This is a genomic window from Kribbella sp. (assembly GCF_035655035.1).
GTDB lineage: Bacteria > Actinomycetota > Actinomycetes > Propionibacteriales > Kribbellaceae > Kribbella.
The window spans coordinates 1-17,213 of the sequence record NZ_DASRVN010000094.1; the positions used below are offsets into that span (position 1 = coordinate 1).

Consider the following 17,213-nt stretch of genomic DNA (forward strand, 5'->3'; position numbering starts at 1 on the left):
TCCCGCGAATGCGACCGCGACCACGCAACCCCCTACGCGAAAACCGGCCGCACCAACCTCACCGGCCTCGTCCCCTACTGCGAATACCACCACATCATCAAAGACACCCCCACCTGGGGCTGGACCACCACACCCCACCCCAACGGCTCCGTCACCCTCACCACCCCCACCGGCCACCGCTACACCACCGTCCCACCAGCACGCGGCCCCATCACACCCACACCACCAACACCAACACAGGCACAGGCACAGGCACAGGCACAGGCACAGGCACCGGCACGGACACACGAACCACCGCCGTACTAACCACGAACCGCAACTTGGGCGGAACCGGCACCGGCACGGACACAGGAACCACCGGCCCTACTAACGAACAACCGCCGCTGGAACGCCAGCACCGGCGATCGCTGACTCCACCCTGAGCGGTGCAATCGGACGAGCCACCCGCACTCCGGTGGCCGGGTGGGATGATGCCGAGAGCAACGTTCGGCAGACGGGTGACGTCGCTCAGGAAGTCCAGTTGCTCCCGCGTGTCCGGGTGTCCGCGTGACCTCGACGGCGCCCACGGCTGGGGCTAGATCGCGTGACTGCGTGACTGCGTGACGGCGTGACTGCGTGACCGGGTGACCGCGTGACTGCGACGGCGCCCACGGCTGGGGCTGGATCGCGTGACCGCCGAGTCTGTTGCCGAGCACGCTGGATTTGATGACGAACGTGTACGCGTGGGTCCCGTTGCCGTGGGGCAGCAGCTGTTGCCGTGCGGGGCGGGCCTCGGCGGCGCTCTCGACCTCGTCCAGCGATAGGCCGTGAAGCTCGGCGTTGATGGTCAGTTCGGCGCGCACATGGCCGGTTGTCTGCAGGATTCCCGGTAAGACGATCGTCTCGTACGCGCGGAGCAGACCCCGTACCGGCGTACAGGGGTCCGCTGCGCTCCTGCACGTGCTGCTGACCTTGCGCAGGTCGCGGCGGTACTCCTTCCACAGCTGCTCGACTTCGCGATGGAATCTCGCAGTCGAGGTCGAACGCGTTCCTGGCCTCGGATGCTCCAGTGCTCAAGGCAGCCGCGAGGCTTCCGCTGGCCGGAACTCGCGATGTGGGTCGTACAGCTGGATCTCGAACCTGTCGTCGTCACTGTCCAGGACGTAGGACATCGCGAGCTCACCGTCGAGCACCCCCGGGGGCGCTCGACGGAGATCGGCTCGGTGCCTCTCCTCGACGTACAGGTGCACGAACCGTCGACAAGCTCCTGCGGTGTGTGCCGGGTCGGGGGACCTACTCGCCGTAGAGCGGGGGGACTTGGTGGGTGGTGTGGAGGTAGTAGACGGGGTCTTTGTAGGTGCCGGGGATTTTGCCCAGGGATTTGATGACGGTTGCGCCGTGGCTTACGGCGTAGAGGTACGCGGTGCCGGTGTTCTTGTCGATGGCGGTGAGGAGGGTGCTCTGGGTGCCGCAGCGTTCGGCTACCAGGGACTCGAAGGTTTGCCAGGTGGAGGTGCGGATCTTCTTCACGATCGGTTGTTTGCCGGCGGCGCGGGGGATGTGGATGGTGTAGAGGGCACCGCCGCGGGTGTTCGCGAGGAAGGTGTCGTACGTCGGGGTCTCGCTGATCAGGGTCATCGTCTTGACGGCGGAGAAGCCGTTGAAGCGGGTGTTGGTCGTGTACGGGAAGTCGGTCCAGTGCCACTCGAAGCGGTACAGGGCGCCGTCACCACGTAGTCGGTACGTGTCAGCGATCAGTCCGTCCGCGCGGTACGAGCTGGTCTCCTCGTACGTGTAGCCCTGGTAGTTCTTGCCGGAGTTGCTGAAGCCGGTGACCGCCTTGCCGTTCTTGTCCGTCCCGTACCACGCCTGGTACAGGCTCGTGTTCAGCATCACCTCGCCTGACGTCAGCTGACCGGACGCCGTCTTCGGGCCCTGGACCCAGGTCGTGCTCAGCTTCGTGATGCCGGGCGTGAACATGTGGACGCCGGTGCCCTGCTTCGCGGTGACCGGCGAGCCCGCGGTGATGTTCGAGTAGCCGATGTCGCCGCCGGCGGTGATGGAGCCGACGGACATCGTGCAGGCCGCCGTGGTCGCGGCCGTTGCAGAGGGGGCGGCGACAGTGAGGGCGCCGAGCAGTGCGGCGGACGCCGCGACGGCGGAGGTTCGGGTCAGGCTCATGGGGGGGCAGGTCCTCTCCGGAAAAGGTTCTCGTCAACTCGATACCACCCGGCTCCGGAAAGTTGTCGAAACCTTTCCGGCCGTGACCGCATCGTGCAGAGTGTGAAGAGCCTGAGACGAGCTTCCGCCGCCGCGGCGGCCGCCGTACTGCTGGGTGCTCTCGCGACCGTCCCAGCCACCGCCGCCACAGCCACCGCCGCCCCGGCCACCGGGTCTGCCGCCCCGTGCAAGCTGCAGCTCGAGTCTGTGACGAGCCGCGGGGATGCGCCGAACACGACCGTCACCGCCGCGGCGCCACCGACCGCGAAGACCGTCGCCGGCCCGCACCTGTTCTCGCCCGGCGCCGCCCGGATCAGCTCCACCTGGCGCTGGACCCCTTCGAACGACGCGTACGTCGTGCTCGGCGCCTGGCTCTACCAGGTGTCGTGGGGCTACGACGAGATGACCGGGGAGCTGTACGTCTACCCGAACCCGGTCGGCGGCGGGTGGGACAAGTTCACGATGTTCGAGCAGGCGACGTACGGCTCGCCGGCCGTCCGGATCGCGCGGTACGGGCTGCGCAACGACGGCGTGCTGTTCCGCTGGACGAGCTGGAAGAACGTCCACCAGTACGCCGGGTTCGCGTCCGTGAAGACGATGACGCTGATCAGCGAGACCAGGACGTACGACACGTTCCTGGCGACCACCCGCGGCGGCGCGCTGTACACGATCCACATCCCGGCGGACACCCGCCTGCGGCCGACCGTGAAGAAGGTCCGGACCTCCACTTGGCAGGGCTTCGAGACTCTCGTCGCCGAGCGCTGCGGCGCGCAGAGCACGTTGCTGATGGCAATCGACAAGGACACCGGTGCGGCGTACCTGTACGCCGTCGGTCACGCGAACGGCGCCGCCACCGTGATCAAAGGACTCGGCAAGGTGCCGGGCACCTATCGCGACCCAGTGATCTCTCGCTGGGTGCAGGACGACGCACCGAACAGAAACGGAGAGTAAATTCCATGAAACTCAAGCGCGCATCCGCAGCGGCGGCCTCGGCCGTCCTCCTCGGTGGCGTGGCCATCGCGTCCGCGGCGACCGCCGGTCCGGCGGCCGCGGCCCCGACGGCGACCAGCGGCGCGACCGCGGCCTGCCAGCTCTGGCTGGGCTCGGTCACCGCCGGTGGCAATATGGCGAACACCGAGGTCACCGCGTCCTCGCCGATCACGGCGAAGCGCACGGCCGGCCCGCACCTGTTCCCGGCCGGATCCGCGAAGGTCCTGTCCACCTGGACCGAGTCCATCGGTATTGCGGGCGAGTCCTCGAGCAGCGGCTACGCGATCCTGAACTCGACGCTGTACTCCGGCGGCTACGGCACCGACTCCACCGGCAAGCCGTTCGCCGGGGTGAAGGCCATCGGCGGCGGCTACAACGGGTACAAGGCGGTCGAGGACACGTTCTACGGCGGCAAGACGGTCCGCGGCGCGATGTACAAGCTGCGCGGCGACGGCGTGCTCTACCGGTACGACGCCGACCACAAGCTCTCCTCGCGGTACAGCGGCTACTCGGCGGTCAAGACGATGACGCTGATCAGCGAGACCGCGACGTACGACACCTTCCTGGCCAACACCTACGGGGGTGCGCTCTACACGATCCACGTGCCGGCGAACATCAAGCAGGCGCCGGTCGTGAAGAAGATCCGGACCTCCACCTGGCAGGCGTTCGACAACCTGGTCGCGGAGAAGTGCGGCACCCAGAGCACGCTGCTCGCCGCGGTCGACAAGGACACCGGCTCGGCCTACCTGTACGCCGTTGGGCACGCCAACGGTGCGGCGACCGTGATCCGCGGCCTCGGCAAGCTCCCCGGCACCTACAAGGACCCGGTCTACTTCCTCAACACCCCTGAGGGCACCCCGCCCCTGTTCGGAGAATGACATGAGGACGAGCAAGTGGATGACCGCCGCGGTCGCGATCGCGGCGGCCGTGACCGGCGGCCTGGCCGTCTCGGCGCCGGCCCAGGCGGCCGCGAACCCGTGCGTGATGGAGGTCGACTCGATCACCGCCGGCGGAAACCTGACCGGCACCCGGATCACCGCGAGCACGCCGCCGACCGCGTCCGACCCAGGCGCCGGGACGCACTTGTTCACGGCCGGGATCGCCAAGGCGAGTACGTCGTGGTTCTCGATGCTCGGCACCGGCTCCGGCGTGACGTACACCGGTTCGGTGATCCTGAACGACACGCTGTACAACGCGTCGTTCGGGTACGAGGACAGCACCGGCGACCCGTTCCAGAAGCTGACCAGGGTCGGCAGCGGCTGGGGCACCTTCACCGCGGTGGAGGAGTCGATCTACCAGCCGTACGTCGGGTCGCCGGACGTCCGCAGCACGCTGTACGGCCTGCGCGGCGATGGCACGCTGCTCCGTTGGACGCCGGGACCGAACAACACCTGGCGCGCGGCCGGGTCCGCGACCGGCTTCGGGTCGTACAAGGCGCTGGCGCTGATCAGCCAGACCGGGACGTACGACACGTTCCTGGCCACCACCAAGAGCGGTGGGCTGGTCACGATCCGGTTGCCGCTGGCCAGCCCGTTGAAGCCCGTGGTCAAGCAGCTGCGGAGCAGCGGCTGGGGCTCGTACGACTCGCTGGTCGCCGAGAAGTGCGGGACGCAGAGCACGCTGCTGACCGCGATCGACAAGGAGACCGGCAAGGCCGACCTGTACGCCGTTGGGCACGCCAACGGTACGGCGACGGCGATCAGCCCGCTGGGCCAGCTGCCGGGCAAGCACGTGGACGCGATCAACGTCCGCGGCGCGTCGGACACCGCGGAGCACCTGTTCGGCGAGTGACAACACAACAAGGCCCCGGTGACCAGCTGGTCACCGGGGCCTTGTCGTGTTTCTAAAAGTCGCCGCCGAAGTCCCCGCCACCGAAGTCGCCGAAGTCGAAACCGCCGCCGTCCCCGCCGTCGCCGCCGCCGTCCCCGCCGAAGTCGCCGTTGTCGCCGTTGTCGCCGCCGTTGTCCCCGGAGTCGCCGTCGGCCATGCCGTCCTGGTAGCCGTCCGCGTAGTCGCCGTAGCCGCCGCCCGCGAACATGCCGCCGAGCGCGGTGCCGATGAACATGCCGGTCAGCACGCCGCCGACGCCGCCGAACAGACCCTGCGCGTACGGCGAGTACGCCGGGCCGGCCTCCCAGTACGGCACGCGCTGCGGGCCGACCATGACCTTGCGGACGTCCGGCTCGGCACCGGCGCGGACCCGCTCGGCGTCGGCCGCACAGGCCGGCACCTCACGCGGCGCGCCGCCCGGCGGCGACCACATCACGTCGACCACGGACGGGCCGTGCTGCGGGTTGAAGAAGCAGGCCGGACGGCGCTGCGGCAGCGGCTCGCCGTTCACCCGCGCCTTCACGCAGGCGGCGGCATACCGGCCGTCCTCGAGGATCTCGATCACGTGCTTGATCTGGTCGGCCTGGGTCACCTGCCCGACCGCCTGCTTGGCGGACTCGTAGGAGTCCAGCGCGCGCTGGTAGTCCTGCCGGGCGCCGTCCCCGAGGTCCTTGCCGACCATGTCCAGGTCGAGCGCCTGCAGTTCCTCGCCGAACCGGGTGATGTCCTCGTCGGCGGTCCGCTTGACCGCTTCGAGCTCGGCGGCGGTGATCTCGTGCTGCTTCTGGTTCTGCAGCTTGGTCCGGCGGTAGGAGCTGAACGCCAGCACCGCGATCACCACGACCGCGATGATCAGGATGAATTCCATGACGGGCCTCTCTCGGGGGTCCTTTCCGGCAACCCTATCGAATGCCGCAAGGCGGGCCGCCGCCACGCAGGGTGATGCAATCCCGGGAAAGCGGTCACCGGCGACGCATAATCGAGGAGCGCGCCGCCCAGCGTCTGTCCGAACCCCGCCGGAAGGCCGCCTATGGGCAAGACCGCGCGACTGCTCCCGCTCGTGCTGACCGCGACCGCACTGGTCCCCCTGCAACCCGCCGACAACCCCTCCTACCAGGAGATTCCCCTGGACGGACCGTCCGTCCAGACCGCGACATCGCCGTACGGAATGGTCGGGATCACCTGGCCGGAAGGTGTGCGGAACGTCACCGCGAAGGTCCGGGTACGGCAGAACGGGAAATGGACCGATTGGCAATCGTTATCTGTCGAGGACGATCACGGACCCGATCCATTGGTGCCCGAAGGAATTCAGCGAGCGGGCACCGAACCGTTATGGGTCGGAAATGCCACCGGCGTCCAGGCGAGTGCTGTCAGTGATACCGGTACGCCGGTTTCCGGGGCCAAGGTCGTGCTGATCCAGCCCGGTGTCCTGAGCACGGACGCCGACGAACCCGGCGTCGGCCCCGCCTCCCAAGCCGCCTCGAGCGCGTCGCCGTACCCGATGCCGTTGATGGTCAGCCGGCGCCGGTGGGGCGCCGACGAACGGCTGCGGACGTACAACGGGGCATCCTGCGCGCGGCCGAGGTACACGACGACGGTGCTCGGGGCGTTCGTCCATCACACCGCGGACCGCAACGACTACACCCGGACGCAGGTCGCGGCGATGGTGCGGGCGATGTACGCGTACCACGTGAAGAGCCGCGGGTGGTGCGACCTCGGGTACAACTTCCTCGTCGACCGGTTCGGCCGGATCTTCGAGGGCCGGGCCGGCGGCGCGCAGTTGCCGGTGCTCGGCGCGCACACGGCGGGGTACAACGCGAACTCGTTCGGCGTCGCGGTGATCGGGAACTTCGACCAGGTCGCGCCGCCGGCGGCGATGCTCGAGTCGACGGCCCGGGTGCTCGCCTGGAAGCTGGACGCCAACTACCGGTCGCCCTCGGCAACCATCCGGCTCGACGGGAAAGTTCTGCACACGGTTTCCGGGCATCGCGACACGAAGGCCACGGACTGTCCCGGGACCGAGCTGTACAAGAAGCTCGGCTGGCTGCGGCAACGGGTGAACACCTTGATGGGCGGGAGTTTCTCGACCCCGATCTACCGGTACGCAAGGAAACTCGGTTTCCGGAACATCGGTCAGCCGTTCTGGGGTGAACACCCGACCCGGACCGGCCGGGCGACGTACTTCGCCACCCGGGACGTCTTCTACTCCGTTGCCACCGGCCCGCATTCCACAGCCGGCGCTTTCCGGAGCCGGTACCGGCTGCTCGGCGCGGGCAGTGCGCGGCTCGGGTTGCCGATCACCGACGCGTACCAGGTGCACGGCGGGGTCCGGCAGAAGTTCCAGCGCGGCTGGCTGGTCTGGGACCGCCGCACCCGGCAGGTCAAGGTCGTCTACGGGAGGGCACTATGAGAAAACGTGTGATCGCGGCGGTGGTGCTGTCGTCGGCAATGGTCAGTACGACCGCGCACGCCCGCGAGATCACGCCGGCCGCGCCTGCCGTGACAGGGCCGGACACCGCGATCACCGGTCGCGGGTTCGGGCACGGCCGCGGGCTGTCGCAGTACGGCGCCCAGGGGGCCGCGCTGGCGGGGAAGTCGGTGAAGCAGATCCTGGACTTCTACTACCCGGGGACGACCACCGGGAAGGCGTCCGGCACCATCCGGGTGCGGATCAGCGCCGACACCACCGACGGCGTCCGGGTCGTCGCGGTGAACGGGCTCGCGGTGCGGTCGCTTGCCACCGGCAAGGTATATCCGTTGCCCAAGGCATCGACGATCAACCAGTGGTCGATCGACCCGAACGGCGAGCACGGCACCAAGCTCAGCTGGTACAACACGAAGACCCGGAAATGGACGCTCTACAAGACGTTCACGGGTATGGCGCAGTACGAGGGCGCGTCCGTGATCGGACTGGTGCTGCCGAGCGGCGACGTCCGCCGGTACCGCGGCACGCTGCGGGCGATCGACGTGTCCGGAGCGCATCTGGACACCGTGAACGTGCTGCCGCTCGAGTACTACCTGCGCGGCGTCGTACCGCGGGAAGCCGTGACCAGCTGGCGGCCCGCCGCGCTGCAGGCTCAGGCCGTTGCCGCGCGCACCTATTCGGTCTTCTACCGGAACCGGGCGACGGACAGGGCGTACGACCTGTGCGACACCACGTCCTGCCAGGTGTACGGCGGGTACGACGACGAGGAGACGTCGACGAACAACGCGATCGCGGCCACCGCCGGGCAGATCCGGCTGTACCAGGGCAGGCCGATCATCGCGGAGTTCTCGTCGTCGAACGGCGGGGCGACGGCGGCCGGCGACGCGCCGTACCAGCTGACCAAGGTGGACGGCTGGGACGCGTACCCGCGGAACGGGAACCCGAACGTCACCTGGACGGTGACCCGGACGGCCGCGGAGATGCAGGCGGTGTTCCAGGTCGGGACGATCCGGTACGTCCGGGTGCTGAAGCGGACCGGAGTCGGCCCGGGCGGCGGCCGGGCGGTCACCGTACAGGCCGTCGGGTCTCGCGGGTCGCGGGTGCTGACCGCCGACCAGGTCCGGATCCGGCTGCATCTGCGCTCGGCCTGGATCAGCTTCCCGGCCCGCTGATCCTGATATACCAACTGGGCTTGCCGAAGAGCCTGGCGGCTGAACCATTGACGTGCCGTCCATGCGCCGGTTAGAACGTGACATCGCTGTCAACCACCGCCCAGGAGGAGCAGGTCGATGCGCAGAAAGCTTGGTATATCAACACGTCTCGCCGCCGGAGTACTGACGGTCACGGTCCTCGGATCGCTGAGCCTGGCCACGGCGAATGCGGCCCCCGACGGCGGGACCGACCCCGTCGCGGCGGCCCGGGCGCGGGCGTCGTACGACGCCATCAACACGTACTTCGACGCGGGCAAGGGTGGCCTGCTGCTCGAGGAGTACCCGAACACCCAGTCCAACGCGTACTCGTACGTCTGGCCGTACTCGCAGGCGGCGATCGCGGCCGAGGACCTGGCCGGGGTGCCCGGCGCGGGCCGCGCGGGGTCGGCGGAGGCGGACCGGCGGATCGCGGCGTACGAGTTCTACTGGAACGCCGGGACCACGCCGACCGGTTACGACTCGTACGTCCGGCCGCCGAACGGGCAGGGCGGCGACAAGTTCTACGACGACAACGAGTGGATCGGCCTGAACCTGATCCAGCGGTACCAGCGGACCGGTGACCCCGCCGCCCTGGCCCGGGCCAAGGACATCTTCGCGCTCGTCGTGCACGGCTGGGACACGGACCCGTCGCACCCGTGCGCGGGCGGCGTGTACTGGACCCAGGCGCCGTGGAGCCACGACCGCAACACGATCTCGAACGGTCCGGGCGCGGAGCTCGGTGCGCACCTGTACCTGCTGACCCGCGACAAGTCGTACCTGACGTGGTCCAAGAAGATGTACCAGTGGGCGCAGACCTGCATGCTGGCGCCGAACGGTCTGTACTGGGACCACATCGACCTCGCCGGGAACGTCGAGAAGACGCAGTGGAGCTACAACCAGGGCGTGATGCTCGGCGCCGGCGTGTTGCTGTTCAAGGCGACCGGTGACGCGCGCTACCTGCGGGACGCGAAGGCGGTCGCGAACGCGTCGCTGGCGTTCTACAACACCCCCGAGATGCTCGCGAAACAAGGCGCCGCGTTCAACTCGATCTGGTTCAAGAACCTGCTGATCCTGGACTCGGTCAGCCCCGACCCCCGCTACCGCCAGGCGATGCAGTCCTACGCCGACTACAACTGGAACACCACCCGCGACCCCGCCACCAACCTCTACAAGTTCCGCGAGGGCACGGTGGAACTACTCCAGCAATCCGGCATAACCCAAATCCACGCCCTCCTGGCGTGGCCCCGCTCCCGCTACGGCCTCCTGGCCTGACAAACAGCACCGCGCAGCCCGTCCCCGCAAGGGACGGGCTGCGCGGTTTGGTTTTCAGGCTGCAGCCGTCGCCGTCTTGATGTCGACCGGGATAACGGGAGTCCCGTCCTGCGGACTGTTCTGGGGCGTGACGCCCGCCTCCGCCACCTTGTCGATCAGCTTCAGGCTCGGCTCGTCGATGGTCCCGAACGCCGTGTACTGCGCCGTCAACCCCGACGCATCGCCGTACACGATGAAGAACTGACTGCCGTTGGTGTTCGGCCCGGAGTTGGCCATCGCCAGCATCCCCCGCCCGTACTTCAGCGTCGGATAAACCTCGTCCGCGAAGCTGTATCCCGGCCCACCCGACCCGGTCCCGGTCGGATCCCCGCACTGCAGCACCTGCAGCCCTTCACCCACCGTCAACCGGTGGCACTTCGTGTTGTCGAAGTACTTCTGCCCGACCAGGCTCAAGAAGTTCTTCACCGCACACGGCGCCAGCGCACTGTCCAGCGTCAGCTGCAGATCGCCGATCGACGTGTTCAGGCTGACCTTCGACGTACCGGACGCCTTCGTCTTCCCGTTGCCCGGCAGGTTCACCTTCTTCGCCGCCGGCTCCGCGCTCTTCTTGTACGTGCAGTTCACCTCGGCGGCCAGCGCCTTCGCGCGCTTCGGCGCCGGGAACATCGCCGTCGGGATGCTCGACGGCTTGCTGTCCGGCGCGGCCGCCGACGTACTGGCCGACGTACTCGCCGCCGGGGTGTCACTGCCGCCGCCCCCGAAGACCAAGAACGCCCCGACGACGACCACGACCACCGTCACGACCGCCGCCACGGTGACCGCGAGGTTCCGGCGCTGTCGCCGGTGCTCCGCTTCCCGCTCGGCCTGCCGCTTCGCCTTCCGCGCCGCCAGCTGCTGCTGGTGGGTCTTCTTGGACATGCAGTAACCCTCCTCAACCGGATGCCTGGACGGAACTTACAGCGTCAACCTGAGAACTGTCTGTCAATCCGAGGTCGGCAAGTACGATCACCCGATCGTCCGCGGTCAGCGTCAGCGCGGCGTCCCGCGCCGGGTTCAGGACGACGCCGTACCCCGGCGGGCGGTGGAACGCGCTCGCGACCCGGTACCCGATCGCCGTCTCGCCCCGCCGGCGCGCCGCCTCCGCGACGGTCGCGAAGTTCGCGGCACTCTCCGGTACGACGTAGTCGGCGGCCGGCTTCAGGTAGATCTCCGCGCCCTCGGGCCCGAGCAGCTCGGTGAACACCTCGGCCAGGTGCAGGTTCTGGCTGAGCTGGGTGAGCAGCAGGCTGATCAGCTTCTCGCTGACCACGAAGTCGTCGGCCTCGGTGACCTGCGCGATCTCCCGGTTCGCGTCGTCGTTGATCTCGCTGACGATCGAGTACGGCGCGTTGAGCCGCTGCTCGAGGTCGCGGATGTGCAGCAGTGTGAGCAGCGTCCGGGCGTCCGCCTGCTGCTCGTCGAGCTCGTCCGTGGCCAGGATGATGACGTGCTGGTAGCTGCTCACGTCGAGCGCCTCGAGCGCGCCGCGGTTCGTCGGGTCGCAGGTCGTCGTACCGATCGTCAGGTTCGGGTACGTACCGGGCCGCGGCTCGTCGGTGCCGGCGATCTGCAGGTGTGAGCCGCAGGTCGCGAAGTCGTCGAGCAGCTCGAGGATCTTCGGGGCGCGCTTGTTCCAGCCGATCATCAGCGTCCGGGCGGGGCACGGCTCGGGCTGGGCGCACACCGCGATCGCGTCCTCGACGATCTGCGCGGGGGTCGTGGAGCGGCGGATCAGCGCCTCGTCCTCGGCGAGCAGGATCAGCTCGTCGCCGGCGCCGAGGACGGCGTCGACGGACGGGTTCAGGACGACGCGCCCGTCGGCGTACCGGATGCCGACCGCGACACCACGGTCGTACGTCCGGCTGACCTCACCGAACGGCTGCCCGGCCGCGGCCGGATCGTCGCGCAGGTAGAACTCGTTGCCGCCGAACGACAGCAGCTCCATGCAGACCGCGGACAGCCCGGACTGCCGGTGCGCCTGCACGATCAGCCGTACGGCGAGGTCGTCGGCGCCGATCAGCTGCGTCCGCGGCCCGCCGGCGAGCTGCGCCGCGGCCAGGTTGTCGGACTCCCGCAGCGCCGCCACCACCTGCGGCCCGTCGGCCTGGCGGGCCCGTTCGCCGAGGGCGAGCAGGATCTTGATCACCTGGATGTCGGCGTCCGCGGTGGCCGGCGGCAGCACCATCACCGAACTCGCCGCGGACAGGTTCACCAGGTCGAGGTCGGCGGGCCGCAGCGGGTTCCCGGTCCGGCAGACCACCACGGTCTTCCCGTGGTCGCCGATCCGGGCCCGGAGCTCGTCCTCCATCTCGACCTTGTCCTTGTCGGCGAGGATCGCGACACAGGTACGGCGCTGGTCCTGGTTGGCCTGCACCAGCTCGGCGACCACCGTGAACACCTGCTCGGACCACCCGAGGACGACCGTGTGCCCGCGCTCGACCACCCGGGAGCGGCCCTTCCGCAGATCCTCGATCTTGGCGTCCAGGCCGGTCGTGATGACACCGATGAACGCGCTCACCACGAAGATCCCGCCGATCGTGATCATCAGCATCAGGAACAGGAACAAGTGGCTGCCCTGGTCCCCGGCCATCGTGCCGGTGTCGATGGCCCGCAACAGCGCCATCCAGAACATCTCCGTCCAGCCCCCGTGCTGGACCACGTCCTTCGGCACCAGCACGATCACCAGCAGTGACATCACCAGCACCATCAGGGCCGAGGCGAACCCCAGCCAGGCAATCAACGCCGGCGTACCCCGCGACATCGTGCTGTCGAACCAGTACCGGGCCCGCTCCCGCCACATACCCCGCTCCTCACGTCCAACCCAACTCGCGCACTATGCCACGCCCAGGCTGAAACAACCCCGAGAGGACCAACAAACAGCCCCCGCTCGGAGCGGAGCGACCCCAACCCCCGCCCCGCTCGGAGCGAGGGCGACCCCAACCCCCCGCCCCGAGCGGAGCGAGGGGGTGGTTGGTGAGGTCAGTCCTTGATGTCGCAGATGGCGGCGCCGGCGGCGACCGTGGCTCCTACTTCGGCGGTCAGGCCGGTGACGGTGCCGGCCTTGTGGGCGTTCAGGGGCTGTTCCATCTTCATCGCCTCGAGGACCACGATCAGGTCGCCCTCGGCGACGGTCGCGCCCTCCTCGACGGCGATCTTCACGATCGTGCCCTGCATCGGCGAGGTCAGCGAATCGCCGGACGCCGCGGAGCTCTTGGTGCCACCGGCCCGCCGAGCCGGCTTCTTCTTACCGGCCGCAGCCGCGGGGGCGATCCCGCCCAGGCCGCCGGGCAGCACGACCTCGATCCGCTTGCCGCCGACCTCGACCGTGACCTTCTCCCGCTCGGCGTCCTCGGGAGCCTCGGCCGTCGGCCCGTCGTACGGCGTGAGCTGGTTGTCGTACTCGGTCTCGATCCAGCGGGTGTGCACCGTGAACCCGTCCGTACCGACGAACGCCGGGTCGGACACCACCGCCTGGTGGAACGGGATCACCGTCGGCATGCCCTCGACGACGAACTCGCGCAGCGCCCGCCGCGACCGCTCCAGCGCCTGGGTCCGGTCCCGGCCGCTGACGATCAGCTTCGCGACCAGCGAGTCGAACGCCCCCGGCACGGTCTCGCCCTGGTCGTACCCGCCGTCCAGCCGGACGCCGGGCCCGGACGGAGCGTGCCACTTCAGCAGCGTCCCCGGCGCCGGGAGGAAGCCGCGCCCGCCGTCCTCGGCGTTGATCCGGAACTCGATCGAATGCCCGGACACCACCGGGTCGTCGTACCCCAGCTCCTCGCCCTGCGCGATCCGGAACATCTCCCGGACCAGGTCCAGCCCGGTGACCTCCTCGGACACCGGGTGCTCGACCTGCAGCCGGGTGTTCACCTCGAGGAACGAGATCAGCCCGTCCTGCCCGACCAGGAACTCGCACGTCCCGGCGCCGACGTACCCGGCCTCGCGGAGGATCTTCTTGGACGACGCGTAAAGGATTTCCATTTGCTCGTCCGACAGGAACGGCGCGGGCGCCTCCTCGACCAGCTTCTGGTAACGGCGCTGCAGCGAGCAGTCCCGCGTCGACACTACGACAACGTTGCCGTGGGCATCGGCCAGGCACTGGGTCTCGACGTGCCGCGGCTTGTCCAGGTACCGCTCCACGAAGCATTCACCGCGGCCGAACGCACTGGTCGCCTCGCGGACGGCGGACTCGAACAGCTCCGGTACCTCGTCCAGCGTGCGCGCGACCTTCATCCCGCGGCCGCCGCCGCCGTACGCCGCCTTGATCGCGATCGGCAGCCCGTACTCCTGCGCGAACGCGACCACCTCGGACGCGTCCGCGACCGGGTCCGGCGTACCGGGGACCTGCGGCGCGCCGACCCGCTCCGCGATGTGCCGCGCCTTGACCTTGTCGCCGAGCGAGTCGATCGCCGACGGCGGCGGGCCGATCCAGATCAGGCCCGCGTCGATCACTGCCTCGGCGAACGCGGCGTTCTCCGCCAGGAACCCGTACCCCGGGTGGACGGCGTCCGCGCCGGAGCGGACCGCGACGTCCAGGATCTTCGCGATGTTCAGGTAGGAGTCGGCCGGCGTCGACCCGCCGAGCGCGTACGCCTCGTCCGCGAGCCGGACGAACAGCGCGTCCCGGTCCTGGTCGGCGTACATGGCGACGCTCTGGATCCCCGCGTCGGCGGCGGCCCGGACGACCCGCACGGCGATCTCGCCCCGGTTCGCGACCAGCACCTTGGTGATCTGCTTGCTGTCGGACACAGCTGACTCCCTTCGGCTGGCCCGAGTCTAGGGTCAACCGGCCCTCCAGGAGCACAGGGCGTTGCTCACACTGTCTGAGTGCTGGTCGCGCCGTCCACTTGGTGGACGGCGCTCCCGTGCAGGGACTCAGCGGTAGGACTTCGACACGGCGTCCAGGAGGCGTTCGAGCGTGTCGTACGTCGGGGTGTCGGCGACGTCGAGCACGTCCTTGGCGACCGGGAGGTTGCGCTGGCCGACGATGTTCGCGAACTGGGTCTCGTCCGTGGTGCGGAAGCCGTGCCGCGCCGCGAGTTCCTGGAGTTCGGGATCGGTCGAGAGGAGTTCGCCGAGCTTCTCGCCTCCTCCGTTCAGGGAGACCAGCGTGTGCTTGGACTGCACGGTCGGCGACGGGTACATCAGCACCATGCCCGGCTTGAGCCGGTGCTCGACCGCGGCCTCGACGAACTGGGCCTCGTAGATGTTCACCATCGGCGACTTGCCCATGCCGAGCGAGAGGTAGTCGTCGAACGGGCCCTCACTGGAGTTGTCGGTGTACCCCTGGTTCACGAACAGCGGCGCGACCAGCGGCAGCACCTTCTTCTCGTCCGCCTCGCTCTGCACCACGGTGTTGTGGTTGGCAACATACGTGACGATCGACAGGAACATCGCCGCCGAGTTCGAGGTCCGCGGGTCGGTGGTGGTGATCAGGATCCGCTTGTTCACCGGGTACGTCGTGTTGCCGCGGATGTTCGTCCAGCGCCAGTTCGCCTTCGCGAGGTCGACGTACTTGCGGACGTCGAAGTACCAGGCGCCGTCGACCTTGCGGGCGATCCCGGTCGCGGACAGCAGGTCGACGATCGGCTGGAACGTCGCGATCGCCATCGGCGACGAGAACACGGAGTACTCCATCCCGTTCACCGCCGGCCGGCCGGACCGCGGCTTCAGGATCCGCTCCGCCGCGGTGCTGCTGGACGGGAACGCGAAGTCGTACTTGCTCAGGTCGACCGAGGTGGCGATCTCGCGCGACCCTGCCGTGTCGACCTTGACCTCGAACCCGTGCTTGGCGAGCGCGGCCTTGACGTCGGGGTCCTCGAAGTACGCGCGTTTCTCGGAGCCGATCACGCCGGTGAGCGTGATCAGGCTGGGACTGGCCTGCGCGTTGTTGCCGTTGCGCACCACGAGTACGGTCGCCACCGTCGCCAGGACGAGCACCCCGGCGACCGCGGCCGGCAGCGCGATCGGGAACCGCCGCCCGAAGGCGCCGAACCCGCTGGGTGTCACGGCGGCTTGATCTGCTCCGGCTTCCAGCGCGACGGCTGGTCTGGTCCATTTGGCCAGGCGCTCGTCCGGTTCGGCCTGCGTGTCCGGCTTCGGGGTCAGTTCTTCGCGAACGATGCGTTCGACCAGGATCGGTACATAGTCGCGGACCGGGTCGCCGGCGAAGGAGTCGCGGGCGCTGCGGATCGCGGTTTCGATGTCTTCGGGAGTATGGATGTCGGCGAAGGTCGCGGTGAGCCTGCTGGTCAGGTTCTCGATCGCCTTCTGTTCACGTACGGTGTCAAGCTTCAAGAGGATGTCTCCACAGGACGGTCACTTGAGCGGCGCCGGACCTCAAGCCCCCGTATGCGGCGCCACGCATATCCTTCCGTCCCAGAGGTCCAACAACGAGGAGTCCTGATGACCGGAATTCTGGAACCGTTGGCGGGAACCGTCCCGGCGGTCTGGGAGAAGCTCGACGACCGGTTCGCCGGCATCCGCGGCGACAGCCGGCTGGAACGGTTGTGGACCGGCGGCCGCTGGCTCGAGGGCCCGGTGTACTCCGCCGCCGGCCGCTACCTGCTCTGGAGCGACATCCCGAACGACCGCATCCTGCGCTGGGACGAGACGTCGTACCAGGTCTCGGTCTTCCGGCACCCGGCCGGCAACACCAACGGCCACACCCGCGACACCGAGGGCCGGCTGGTGAGCTGCGAGCACGGCAACCGCCGGGTGACCCGCACCGAGCACCACGGCGGCATCACGGTGCTCGCCCACGAGTACGACGGCAAGCGGCTGAACAGCCCGAACGACGTGGTCGTGAAGCGCGACGGATCCGTCTGGTTCACGGACCCGGCGTACGGGATCGACTCCGACTACGAGGGGTACAAGGGCGAGATCGAGACCGGTGGTTGCCACGTCTACCGGGTCGCGCCGGACGGCGCCCTGACCCGCGTCGCCGACGACTTCAACCGCCCGAACGGGCTGGCCTTCTCGCTCGACGAGTCGTTGCTCTACATCACCGATTCCGAAGAGGCGACGATCCGCGTCTTCACCGTCGACGGAGACAAGCTCTCCGGCGGCGAACTGTTCGCCGAGTGCGGCAACGGCATCTTCGACGGCATCCGCCTCGACACCCAGGGCCGGATCTGGGCCTCGGCCGCCGACGGCGTCCACATCTACCACTCCGACGGCACCCTGCTCGGCAAACTCCTGGTCCCCGAAACCGTCAGCAACCTCACCTGGGGCGGCCCCAAACGCAACCGCCTGTTCCTCACCGCGAC

14 protein-coding genes and 1 pseudogene are annotated in these 17,213 nt (G+C 68.8%); 8 read left to right on the plus strand and 7 right to left on the minus strand.

All coding sequences use genetic code 11. The features are described 5' to 3' along the window. A pseudogene (locus VFF46_RS05550) lies at positions 1-306 on the plus strand (hypothetical protein); the annotation flags it as partial. Here the strand turns inward: VFF46_RS05550 and VFF46_RS40580 are convergent. Together VFF46_RS40580 and VFF46_RS05555 are read right to left on the minus strand one after the other, a co-directional pair. Next, positions 303-1,049, minus strand: a complete 747-nt coding sequence (locus tag VFF46_RS40580; protein WP_414673036.1) for a Scr1 family TA system antitoxin-like transcriptional regulator — start codon at positions 1,047-1,049, stop codon at positions 303-305. The pseudogene VFF46_RS05550 and the gene VFF46_RS40580 sit on opposite strands and share 4 nt — an antisense overlap. Before the next feature lie 223 nt (positions 1,050-1,272). Then, a complete protein-coding gene (locus tag VFF46_RS05555; RefSeq protein WP_325035927.1) occupies positions 1,273-2,160 on the minus strand; it encodes a hypothetical protein in 888 nt (295 codons plus the stop codon). A gap of 102 nt (positions 2,161-2,262) precedes the next feature. Here VFF46_RS05555 and VFF46_RS05560 point away from each other — a divergent pair, with 102 nt between their 5' ends. From VFF46_RS05560 to VFF46_RS05570, 3 genes are read left to right on the plus strand one after another with little or no spacing between them, the layout of a single operon-like run. Beyond that, positions 2,263-3,150, plus strand: a complete 888-nt coding sequence (locus tag VFF46_RS05560; protein WP_325035928.1) for a hypothetical protein — start codon at positions 2,263-2,265, stop codon at positions 3,148-3,150. Positions 3,151-3,155: 5 nt separating this feature from the next. After that, entirely contained in the window at positions 3,156-4,067 is a 912-nt protein-coding gene (locus VFF46_RS05565; RefSeq protein ID WP_325035929.1) for a hypothetical protein, read from the plus strand. Position 4,068: 1 nt separating this feature from the next. Continuing rightward, positions 4,069-4,980: a hypothetical protein gene (locus tag VFF46_RS05570; protein ID WP_325035930.1), complete on the plus strand. Its 912-nt coding sequence runs from the start codon at positions 4,069-4,071 to the stop codon at positions 4,978-4,980. 52 nt (positions 4,981-5,032) lie between these two features. Here the strand turns inward: VFF46_RS05570 and VFF46_RS05575 are convergent, their stop codons facing one another. Continuing rightward, entirely contained in the window at positions 5,033-5,887 is an 855-nt protein-coding gene (locus tag VFF46_RS05575) for a hypothetical protein (RefSeq protein WP_325035931.1), read from the minus strand. A 162-nt stretch (positions 5,888-6,049) separates the two neighbouring features. On the opposite strand from VFF46_RS05575, the gene VFF46_RS05580 reads away from it, so the two are divergent. From VFF46_RS05580 to VFF46_RS05590, 3 genes are all read left to right on the plus strand, one after another. Further along, positions 6,050-7,429 carry a peptidoglycan recognition protein gene (locus tag VFF46_RS05580; RefSeq protein WP_325035932.1) on the plus strand — a complete coding sequence of 460 codons (1,380 nt, stop codon included), beginning with the start codon at positions 6,050-6,052 and terminating at the stop codon, positions 7,427-7,429. Further along, positions 7,426-8,616 (plus strand): SpoIID/LytB domain-containing protein, encoded by a 1,191-nt coding sequence (locus tag VFF46_RS05585; RefSeq protein WP_325035933.1) that lies wholly within the window; start codon positions 7,426-7,428, stop codon positions 8,614-8,616. The genes VFF46_RS05580 and VFF46_RS05585 overlap by 4 nt, the downstream gene beginning before the upstream one ends. Before the next feature lie 117 nt (positions 8,617-8,733). Continuing rightward, positions 8,734-9,906 (plus strand): glycoside hydrolase family 76 protein, encoded by a 1,173-nt coding sequence (locus tag VFF46_RS05590; protein ID WP_325035934.1) that lies wholly within the window; start codon positions 8,734-8,736, stop codon positions 9,904-9,906. Positions 9,907-9,960: 54 nt separating this feature from the next. Here VFF46_RS05590 and VFF46_RS05595 read toward each other — a convergent pair whose 3' ends face one another. The 4 genes from VFF46_RS05595 to VFF46_RS05610 all read right to left on the minus strand — a co-directional run bounded on the left by VFF46_RS05595 (position 9,961) and on the right by VFF46_RS05610 (position 16,242). Then, positions 9,961-10,824 (minus strand): peptidylprolyl isomerase, encoded by an 864-nt coding sequence (locus VFF46_RS05595; RefSeq protein WP_325035935.1) that lies wholly within the window; start codon positions 10,822-10,824, stop codon positions 9,961-9,963. 13 nt (positions 10,825-10,837) lie between these two features. Next, a complete protein-coding gene (locus VFF46_RS05600) occupies positions 10,838-12,745 on the minus strand; it encodes a CASTOR/POLLUX-related putative ion channel (RefSeq protein ID WP_325035936.1) in 1,908 nt (635 codons plus the stop codon). Positions 12,746-12,924: 179 nt separating this feature from the next. Next, positions 12,925-14,676, minus strand: a complete 1,752-nt coding sequence (locus tag VFF46_RS05605) for an acetyl/propionyl/methylcrotonyl-CoA carboxylase subunit alpha (protein ID WP_414673037.1) — start codon at positions 14,674-14,676, stop codon at positions 12,925-12,927. Positions 14,677-14,820: 144 nt separating this feature from the next. After that, complete coding sequence (locus VFF46_RS05610) at positions 14,821-16,242, minus strand: three-helix bundle dimerization domain-containing protein (protein WP_325035938.1); 1,422 nt, start codon at positions 16,240-16,242, stop codon at positions 14,821-14,823. A gap of 108 nt (positions 16,243-16,350) precedes the next feature. Here VFF46_RS05610 and VFF46_RS05615 point away from each other — a divergent pair. Next, a partial coding sequence (locus VFF46_RS05615) for an SMP-30/gluconolactonase/LRE family protein (protein WP_325035939.1) occupies positions 16,351-17,213 on the plus strand: 863 nt, incomplete at its 3' end.